Raw genomic sequence first — 8,395 nt, 5'->3', positions numbered from 1 at the left:
ACCTTAAACGCTGGCGTGGTATAGCCACTCGTTATGCAAAAAATAGTGCGTCCTTTCTTGCCGCAGTGCAAATCCGTTGTCTTGTTCTTTGGTTAAATATTTCATGACGACACTACCTAGTACTACAGCCGTGATCCATATTGTGTCATGATGACTCTCTATCTTCCTAACACCAAGGGAGGTGTCCTATGACCTCACCTGTCAACCTCTGGAAACAGGAGCTACGGGGCGTGCATTCCCGTCTGGCTCCGCTGTTTCACTCTGTCGGCTCTCAACACCGTTGTCTGGATTATCTTCGCGGACTGCTCAGTGATGTAGAGCGCAAAAATGGCTGGCAATTGGCCGAATGGCTGGGCGAACACTCGCCCGATGGCATTCAATATTTTCTGGAACGCGCCCATTGGGATGCGGAGGCGGCCCGCGATATCTTACGCGACTATGTGACTGACCATCTCGGCGATGAGCAAGGCATCCTCATTATTGATGAAACCGGTTTTATTAAAAAAGGAACCCACTCTGCCGGGGTACAGCGTCAATACAGCGGCACCGCTGGACGCATTGAAAACAGTCAGATAGGTGTTTTCCTGTGTTACGCCGGTAAAGGCGGTCATGCCTTTCTTGATAGGGCCTTATACCTGCCCGAACAGTGGACTGAGGACCGGCCCCGCTGTACGGCTGCGGGCATCCCTGACGCCGTGCGCTTTGCCACTAAACCCCAACTTGCCCGACACATGCTGGCGCGGGCATTGGATGCTGGCGTGCCCTGTCGCTGGGTGACTGCCGATGCCGTGTATGGGCATGACCGCCGCCTGCGATGCTGGCTGGAGTCCCGGCATCAACCGTTTGTCTTAGCGATCCCCAAGAATGAATGGCTTTGGTGGATTGGGAAACCCAGTCCGCGGGGTTAGGAACAAAAGGAGCGCGTTGGTATGACTGGGCACAGATCCCGCTCTGGCGTTTGCAAATAAGTAAAGAAGAACGGCGTTATGGTCATTATCTGCTGGTCCGGCGTAGCCGGGATGATAAACAAGAACACGCGTATTATGTGGTGTATGCGCACAAAGAAGAGGCTGATCTGAAAACGCTGGTTCAGGTAGCGGGACGCCGCTGGGAAATTGAAAGTGGCTTCGAAGAAACTAAAGGGGAATGTGGGCTGGATCATGACGAAGTGCGGCAGTGGCACAGCTGGTATCGGCATATTACGCTGTCTCTACTGGCCCATGCAGTACTGGCGGTCTTGCGGATACAGGAGAAAAAAAACACCGCAGGGACTGATAGCCCTGAGTGTGTCGGAACTGCGTAAGCTGCTGTCAAAACTGATGGTCAAGGCCGGGGAAACCGTAGAACAGATCCTCTATTGGTCAAACTGGCGACGACGACATCAATACCGTGCGCAACAATTTCATTACCGCCGCCGAGAAGGACATTTGGTCACGGAACAGTTACGACTGTAGTACTAGATGCATCAAAACTCCAGTCGCCGTTTGTGGAGCGTGGTCCTACGGTATGCGAGGCCCAGTCAATTGTCTCAAATTCCATCTGAAAAGCTCCATTCGCGCGCGGAGCCTCAATTCCTTTTACCATTCCGAGTGATCCTGTAATATTTTGTAACGCATCCGCCTGTTCCGATAAAATCTGGCGTCCATTATCTATTCCACGCTCACCATCCCATCCCCGAATAAATTCACCACGCAAATTAGGCAATAAGCCAGATGGATACGCAAGAGCAAGTTTCGGGTATCTTATTTTATCGAATAAATTACCGTTGCAGATAAGCCAGCCTTCAGGTGGTGTTTCTGTCGGCCAAGGAACGGGAACGCCAACAGGCAAAGCTAAATTAGCATTATTAATTGCATCGTTTGCTAGATCGTAAGTGGCTTTCACCGCTTTTGGTGTTGCAGCCATAGTCTCGCTATCACTCACATCATTACTCAGGACAACAAAACCTTTATCTTGCAACGTGGCATCTGGGTGATTACGGCTTGCCGCGTGTTCTGCAATGGCTTCTTTGATTGCTTTCCTGACATCGTCCATTGTTGGAACGTCAACGGAGCTATTACTTTTTTTAGTACTCATATTCATTCCCTCATCTAATCAACAATACACATTGCTAAATAACATGAAGGCGGTGGGAGACTTCTCCGCCGGTGAACATCAATAAAAGGGTTCATCAATACTGGAGAATAGGGCTTGACTAAAAATTGATAGGTAATGTTTGTTGGTAGGATGACATAAAATGACAGGCGGGGAATTAATAGAATTTATCAGGTGTCTGATAAGACTTAATATACGAAAAGAGAAATTTCCCGATGTTGTAACCTATTGATTTATTTGATTTCTGTCACCATGCAGGAAATAAGCAAAATCAATCACTTATCTAAATGGGACAATTATCCCCTTTTAACCCATTGATTTAATTGAATTCCGTTTCTGTGCCGGAATTAAGCAAAATCAATAAGTTACATAAAGGTGAGAAATCTCACTTTTAACTTTTCCGCATGAAATTTAGGAGTCACCGGTTTTGGAGGCTCCTCTTGTTACTCCGGATGGGTATACGAAAATTTTCGGACACCTACGTAACTCCTTGATTTGTCCGAGGCCGTCACTTTGGCCCAACTATTACGGAAATCCTACGTGCTGGACAAAAGGATAAAACGTATTGATTTTATTATAGTTGCTGGTCGACAACCCCGTTTCTGGATTTCGTTTCTGTTTTAAGTGAGGTTTAAGTGAGGGGGGGAGGAGCAGAGGATGGGATTTGAAAGCCCATTTAGCTACCTGATACGCCTAATTTTCTACGTTGTTATAGTAATTATTTTGTGTTGCTAGGTTGTGTGGTGGTGATTTAATAGGCTTGTGTTTAGCAACGCAAAAAATAACACATAAAGTTAATAAATTGATTTATAATGATTTATTCGTTAAGTTCACACATATCACAATTGATGCAGCGTTTGGTAATTAGTAGTGACATTTCAATATATTACGTAAATTATCATTGTAAACTAAGGTGAGACAGAAAATAAAGTTTGCTATCACAGTGACGATGTGGATATAATATCGCCACTGGTTTGGAAGTACAAACCTATTTATGAAAAGCAAGTTTAAAGCAGTTCAGCAGTGAGCGTTATCTTTGATATCCCTTCATAGCGAATTCCTTCTAATTTAGTTCCCATAAGTACGTATAAATCAAATCAAAAACTTTCTTTTGCCTCATGGCAATTAATAAAACAATTCAAAGGAATTCGTATGTCTAATACAATGACTGGCACAGTAAAATGGTTTAACAACGATAAAGGCTTCGGTTTTATCTCTCCAAAAGATGGCAGCAAAGATGTGTTTGTTCACTATTCTGCAATCCAAAGTAATAGCTTTAAAAGCTTAGATGAAGGGCAAGAAGTTTCCTTTACCATTGAAAATGGTATGAAAGGCCCAGCAGCTGCAAATGTAGTGATCCTCTAAGGCAACATCTATTTCAGATGTCCATGCTGCAAAGGCTCACAGTATCGGAGACACTTCTTTGATGTATCAGAGAGTAATCCATACGGAGCAAAATGTATTTTTTGTAAAACAGTTATGCTACCTATACAAGTAGGTATACATCCAGATAATTAAATCCCATAAAAGGGTTTAATGAATAGCTGTTTTTCACTTAAAACCGTGTAGCGTTGATGCGCTCCACGGTTTTTGCTTTTACTCATTTATTTAGCAAATTCACTGAGTTATCAGGAATTGATAATATCAATAGCCAACTCTCATGCCCCGTAAAATATAAGTAATGGGCATTTCATAATCTTAATTGCCTCTAAGAAATCCTTCAGAATCTTTACTAAAACTTATTTATCCTTGATTATTTGCGGACTTGATAAATTCACACATATCAGAATAGATATAGTGTTTGGTCATCAGTAGTGCCATTCCGATCTATTATGAAAATTTATGATGGAGTTTTTGTAATGAAACCAAGCTTTTTTTCAGAAATTATCTTACCAGATAATTATCTCGCGCTAGATTTTTTGGCATTTCATCAGCGTGATGAAAAGTGTGTTTCTGAAATTGTGCAGCAGGATCAGGTTAAAAAAGGCATTATCTGGCACGGGGATCCGGCATTACTGACCATTTCAATGGAGAAAAACCGGGCTCAGGTACAGCTTGATATTGATGGTGAAAGCACGTCTTACTCCAAAGACGCTTTGTCTGTTTTAGCTACGCACATGCTTGGATTATTACAGCCTGTTGAAATATTTGAAGGGCAATATCAGAAAAATCCAGTGATTGGAGAACTTATTACACGACAGGCGGGTTTGCGTATTTATCAATCAGCATCACCTTTTGAAGCGTTGAGCTGGGCGATCATCGGCCAGCAGATAAGTGTAAGTGCAGCCGTTTCCATTCGCCGACGATTTATTCAATCTGTCGGAATTAAACATACTTCAGGGTTAATGTGCCATCCGACGCATAAAGAAGTCATGCAGTGTACAGAGCAGGATTTGTATCAGTGTGGTTTTTCTATGGGTAAAGCGAAGGCGCTATTGAGTGTCTGCCAGCTAATTGATTCTGGTGAACTAAATTTGTCCATTGAAAATGATGAAGCAGAAATCAGCCGGCTTACCAAAAATCTTTTGGCGATTAAGGGAATCGGCATCTGGACAGTTAATTACACCCTATTAAGGGGATTGAATTATCTGAACGGATCTTTGCATGGCGATGTTGCTGTGAGGCGTAATCTCCAGTACTTGCTGAAACAGGAAAACAAGGTAGATGCTGGGCAAACAGAGAAATGGCTAGCAGATTTTTCTCCCTGGAAGGCTCTTGTTGCTGCTCATTTATGGAGACAACAATCAAGCAGTGGATATTAAGTTTCAATACCACTCTAGTCCTTCATAAGGCTTTATGCGTAGCGCATCAAGGCGGCTTGTCAGTGAGCCCGCATGGATCTCAAGCTGATGGCCGTCTGGATCCAGCAGGTAGATTGAATCTCCCTCACTCCGGTTCTCTTTCCATTGTTCCACTCCAGCACTGAGCAATTTTTCTATGAAAGCAGAAAAATGCTGAGCTTCGATATTAAAGGCGATATGCGTATAATCTTGTGCTGGTTTTGCTTCGTCACAGGAAAGGCAGAGCCACAGTTTTCCCAAAGTTAAATAAGCCCCATTTTGCCAGCGGACATGCGGGGTGAATCCAAGCAGATGAATGTAAAAATCAAGACTACGCTCGAGATTGGAGACTGCCAGTGTCAGATGGTTTAGCCCTGTCAGCATAGAGGTTGCCTATTTTTATCTTGAAATAATCGATTTAAAACAAATAATTAAATATTATTATGCAATAATACAACTACATCGCTATGTTAGGAAAGGGTATTATATCTGGCAAGTTTTCTTCGATATCCTCCTTTTGAAATCTAATAAAATGTTCCGAATGCTTTTGTTAAGATATCCTTTTTCCCCATTAAGAGGTTTTGGCAATGTTATCTTTTTCACCGTTTGATGATTTAGCTCAGCAAATTTTACCTGTGGCAATAGAGGGTGATGATGGCGCTCATGATGTTGCTCATTTGTACCGGGTTTGGAGAAATGCCCAGAGAATCTGTGAAGCTGAATGTGGTAATTTGAGGTTAGTTTTTGCAGCCGTTTTATTACATGATTGCGTTAATGTTGAGAAAAATGACCCGAACCGGCATTTAGCCTCCCGTATGGCGGCGGAAAAAGCCACACTGATATTAAAAGATCTTGGCTGGAGCGAAGAAGATATTGCTGCGGTCAGCCATGCGATTGAGACGCATAGTTTCTCTGCCGGATTGACGCCGGAGACACTGGAAGCTCAAATTGTACAGGATGCTGATCGCCTCGATTCCATAGGCATGATGGGGGTTGCCCGTTGTTTTTATACAGCAGGGCGTATGCGTTCAGGTTTATATAATGCTAATGATCCTTTGGCAAAGCAGCGTGAATATGATGATCGCGCTTATGCAGTTGATCATTTCTATACCAAGCTATTCAAAATAGAAGCGGGTTTTCAAACGGAAACGGGTAAACAGATGGCCCGGGAAAGAACGCAGCGCATGGAACAATTCCTGAATGAGTTCTTTGATGAAATTCAGGCTGAATAAATCCGTGTTAATGACATAAATGTATAATTAACAGGATATAACCAGCAAGAGAATATGTAGTGACAGAAATATATAGTGATGAATACTGGATGCGTCAGGCCATGGATTTGGCAATGCAGGCACAGGCAAAAGGGGAGATCCCTGTAGGAGCACTGCTGGTCGCAGATAATAAAATTATTGCTGAAGGTTATAACCACCCCATAACAGATCATGATCCAACCGCCCATGCAGAAATTATTGCATTACGGCGAGGAGGCACTCAATTACAAAATTATCGCCTGCTGGAGACAACACTGTATGTCACTCTAGAGCCATGTGTCATGTGCGCGGGAGCGATGATCCACAGCCGTATACAGCGGTTGGTTTACGGTGCAAGTGATATGAAAACGGGGGCAGCCGGATCTTTAATTGATATTCTGCGTCATCCCGGAATGAACCACCGGATCGAAATTACTGGCGGTGTACTGGCGCAGGAGTGCTCCGCTATGTTGAGTGCATTTTTCAAACAACGTAGGGAGCAGCATAAGGAATTAAAACGGCTGAAAAAACAACAGCTAGAAGGGTGATAAACGTTTATTGTATCACCTGAGAGGACGTGGGAACTTCTGCTGGAGTATGAGCACTGCTGGCAGTTGCCGGCTCATTCTGCGTGTCAGGAGTTTCTGTCTTGTCACGGTTGTTTCTGGCTCTCAGATATCCTTCCAGACTTTGGTAATAACGACGAATATTTCCGACGTAGCGATAGGCTTCATAGCCACGTGCATAGCCATATGTGGTATTGGCATAGTATTGTTTCTTACTTAGCAGTGGAATTCGCAATTTAACATCCATCCAGCTGTTCGGATCTCCTTTTTGCGTGGCTGTTAATTTGCGAGCGTCAAGAATATGACCATATCCCATATTATAAGCTGCTAATGCGAACCAAATTCTCTCATCTTCGGGAATGGTATCCGGCAAACGTGCCATCAGGTAATGCAAATATTCCATTCCTCCTTTTACACTTTCTTCCGGGTCAAGGCGGTCTTTGATTCCTGCCCACTCTGCTGTCGGACGGGTCAGCATCATCATGCCGCGAACACCTGTAGGTGAGGTTGCCAGTGGATCCCAGTGTGATTCCTGCCATGCGATAGCTGCAACTAACCGCCAGTCCAGAGAACCTGCGTATTTTTCAAAAATAGGCTGATATGTTGGCAGTAGTTTGTTGATTGCACGAATATATGAAATAGTATCGAAGTAATCGAATGAACCAATATGGCTGAAGTATTTATCTTCCAACCGTGAGGTTATACCGTTTTCGGTCAGCATGTTGAAAAAATCGAGCATGGCTGAATAGAGGCTATAGTCATCATTACGTTTTAAATACCACGTCAACGGCTTGTCTTCACTGACATCGAAAGCGATCGCCAGATTAGGGTGGATCCGCTGTTGCAGGGCAAGGCTGATAGAATCACTGATGGTATAATCAATTCTCCCCTCAGAAACCTGCTCAAGTAGCTCTTGAGTATTACTGTGCGATGATTCTTCCCAGCTTAAGTCGGGATAAGATTTTTCTTTTAATTGTTTCAGCTCACTGACATGGGCTGAGCCTGCGCTCACAACCAGTGAGCCAGCCAGATCTGTAAATGAGCGCGGACGTACCGTACCTTTACGATAAACCAACTGTTGAGATACAGAGTAATAGGCCGGGCCAGTTCGCGTCTGATTAAGTCTTTCTTTATTGTAGATAAGACCTGCGGCTAAAAAATCAGCGTTGTCATTATCTAAGTCGTCAAAAAGCTGGTTAATGTTAGAACGAAACTTGATGCTTAGCTTGACACCCAGATAATCTGCAAATCGTTTGGCTAAATCATAATCAAATCCTACCGGTTCATTTTTATCATTAAGTGAAATCAGAGGGGAACTGATGGTACTTACCCTAAGTTCGCCCCGCGCCAAGATCCTGTTTATCTGCTCCTGCTGTTTATTAGGCCAACTGATGTTGAGACCAATAATTGTGGCAGAGAGGAGTGCGATAATGACGATGACAAAATAATTTATCTTGATATTGCTCAAATAGTTATCTCTCGTCAGTACGGTTAGGCTCAGTATGAAATGTCAGATAATAGCATGGTTAAATTTCCAGTACTTAGGAATTTTGCACAACAAAATTGAAGTCTTCAACTTTATTGGAGCCGTTTTAAAAGTCCAGTATATGTGTTGATAGATGAATTAACGCTCACGCAAACGGTTTCGTCGAGGAAAACATTCCTCTATAATGTCGGAGTTTCCCCTAAGGCATCAGTCAGGCTT

At 43.4% G+C, this 8,395-nt stretch carries 9 protein-coding genes and 2 pseudogenes; 8 read left to right on the top strand and 3 right to left on the bottom strand.

What is annotated here, in order from left to right; genetic code table 11:
- From AAC855_RS01690 to AAC855_RS01680, 3 genes and pseudogenes are all read left to right on the top strand, one after another.
- Positions 1-107 (top strand): annotated as a pseudogene (locus AAC855_RS01690) (IS5/IS1182 family transposase); the annotation flags it as partial.
- Positions 108-188: 81 nt separating this feature from the next.
- Positions 189-1,303, top strand: a pseudogene (locus AAC855_RS01685) (IS701 family transposase).
- Positions 1,287-1,454 carry a hypothetical protein gene (locus AAC855_RS01680; RefSeq protein WP_206601817.1) on the top strand — a complete coding sequence of 56 codons (168 nt, stop codon included), beginning with the start codon at positions 1,287-1,289 and terminating at the stop codon, positions 1,452-1,454. Before AAC855_RS01685 ends, AAC855_RS01680 begins: the two are co-directional and overlap by 17 nt.
- Here the strand turns inward: AAC855_RS01680 and AAC855_RS01675 are convergent.
- The gene (locus AAC855_RS01675; protein WP_422824335.1) at positions 1,432-2,076 is read right to left on the bottom strand and encodes a tail fiber protein; all 645 of its coding nucleotides are present in this window, start codon (positions 2,074-2,076) and stop codon (positions 1,432-1,434) included. The genes AAC855_RS01680 and AAC855_RS01675 overlap by 23 nt on opposite strands.
- A gap of 1,170 nt (positions 2,077-3,246) precedes the next feature.
- Here AAC855_RS01675 and cspE point away from each other — a divergent pair.
- The 3 genes from cspE to AAC855_RS01660 all read left to right on the top strand — a co-directional run bounded on the left by cspE (position 3,247) and on the right by AAC855_RS01660 (position 4,856).
- Positions 3,247-3,459: a transcription antiterminator/RNA stability regulator CspE gene (gene cspE, locus AAC855_RS01670; RefSeq protein ID WP_099110625.1), complete on the top strand. Its 213-nt coding sequence runs from the start codon at positions 3,247-3,249 to the stop codon at positions 3,457-3,459.
- Between the two features lie 6 nt (positions 3,460-3,465).
- Positions 3,466-3,612, top strand: coding sequence for a cold shock small protein YmcF (ymcF, locus tag AAC855_RS01665; RefSeq protein ID WP_340607917.1), 147 nt, complete (start codon positions 3,466-3,468; stop codon positions 3,610-3,612).
- A gap of 341 nt (positions 3,613-3,953) precedes the next feature.
- Positions 3,954-4,856 carry a DNA-3-methyladenine glycosylase family protein gene (locus AAC855_RS01660; RefSeq protein ID WP_340607901.1) on the top strand — a complete coding sequence of 301 codons (903 nt, stop codon included), beginning with the start codon at positions 3,954-3,956 and terminating at the stop codon, positions 4,854-4,856.
- A 3-nt stretch (positions 4,857-4,859) separates the two neighbouring features.
- On the opposite strand, the gene fos is transcribed toward AAC855_RS01660, so the two are convergent.
- Positions 4,860-5,258: a fosfomycin resistance glutathione transferase gene (gene fos / locus AAC855_RS01655; protein ID WP_340607900.1), complete on the bottom strand. Its 399-nt coding sequence runs from the start codon at positions 5,256-5,258 to the stop codon at positions 4,860-4,862.
- 203 nt (positions 5,259-5,461) lie between these two features.
- On the opposite strand from fos, the gene AAC855_RS01650 reads away from it, so the two are divergent.
- Positions 5,462-6,106: an HD domain-containing protein gene (locus AAC855_RS01650; RefSeq protein ID WP_340607899.1), complete on the top strand. Its 645-nt coding sequence runs from the start codon at positions 5,462-5,464 to the stop codon at positions 6,104-6,106.
- 59 nt (positions 6,107-6,165) lie between these two features.
- Positions 6,166-6,672 carry a tRNA adenosine(34) deaminase TadA gene (gene tadA, locus AAC855_RS01645; RefSeq protein WP_340607898.1) on the top strand — a complete coding sequence of 169 codons (507 nt, stop codon included), beginning with the start codon at positions 6,166-6,168 and terminating at the stop codon, positions 6,670-6,672.
- Positions 6,673-6,679: 7 nt separating this feature from the next.
- On the opposite strand, the gene mltF is transcribed toward tadA, so the two are convergent.
- Positions 6,680-8,158, bottom strand: a complete 1,479-nt coding sequence (gene mltF / locus AAC855_RS01640; protein ID WP_340607897.1) for a membrane-bound lytic murein transglycosylase MltF — start codon at positions 8,156-8,158, stop codon at positions 6,680-6,682.
- Positions 8,159-8,395 lie beyond the last annotated feature (237 nt).

The organism is Xenorhabdus bharatensis (assembly GCF_037996705.1).
GTDB classification, from domain to species: Bacteria; Pseudomonadota; Gammaproteobacteria; order Enterobacterales; family Enterobacteriaceae; genus Xenorhabdus; species Xenorhabdus bharatensis.
This window is presented reverse-complemented; position numbering and strand designations above follow the sequence as displayed.

Excerpts from the sequence above, each read along its gene's own strand:
- AAC855_RS01675 (WP_422824335.1), bottom strand. The coding sequence starts at position 2,076 with ATGAGTACTAAAAAAAGTAATAGCTCCGTTGACGTTCCAACAATGGAC.
- cspE (WP_099110625.1), top strand. The coding sequence starts at position 3,247 with ATGTCTAATACAATGACTGGCACAGTAAAATGGTTTAACAACGATAAA.
- AAC855_RS01660 (WP_340607901.1), top strand. The coding sequence starts at position 3,954 with ATGAAACCAAGCTTTTTTTCAGAAATTATCTTACCAGATAATTATCTC.
- fos (WP_340607900.1), bottom strand. The coding sequence starts at position 5,258 with ATGCTGACAGGGCTAAACCATCTGACACTGGCAGTCTCCAATCTCGAG.
- AAC855_RS01650 (WP_340607899.1), top strand. The coding sequence starts at position 5,462 with ATGTTATCTTTTTCACCGTTTGATGATTTAGCTCAGCAAATTTTACCT.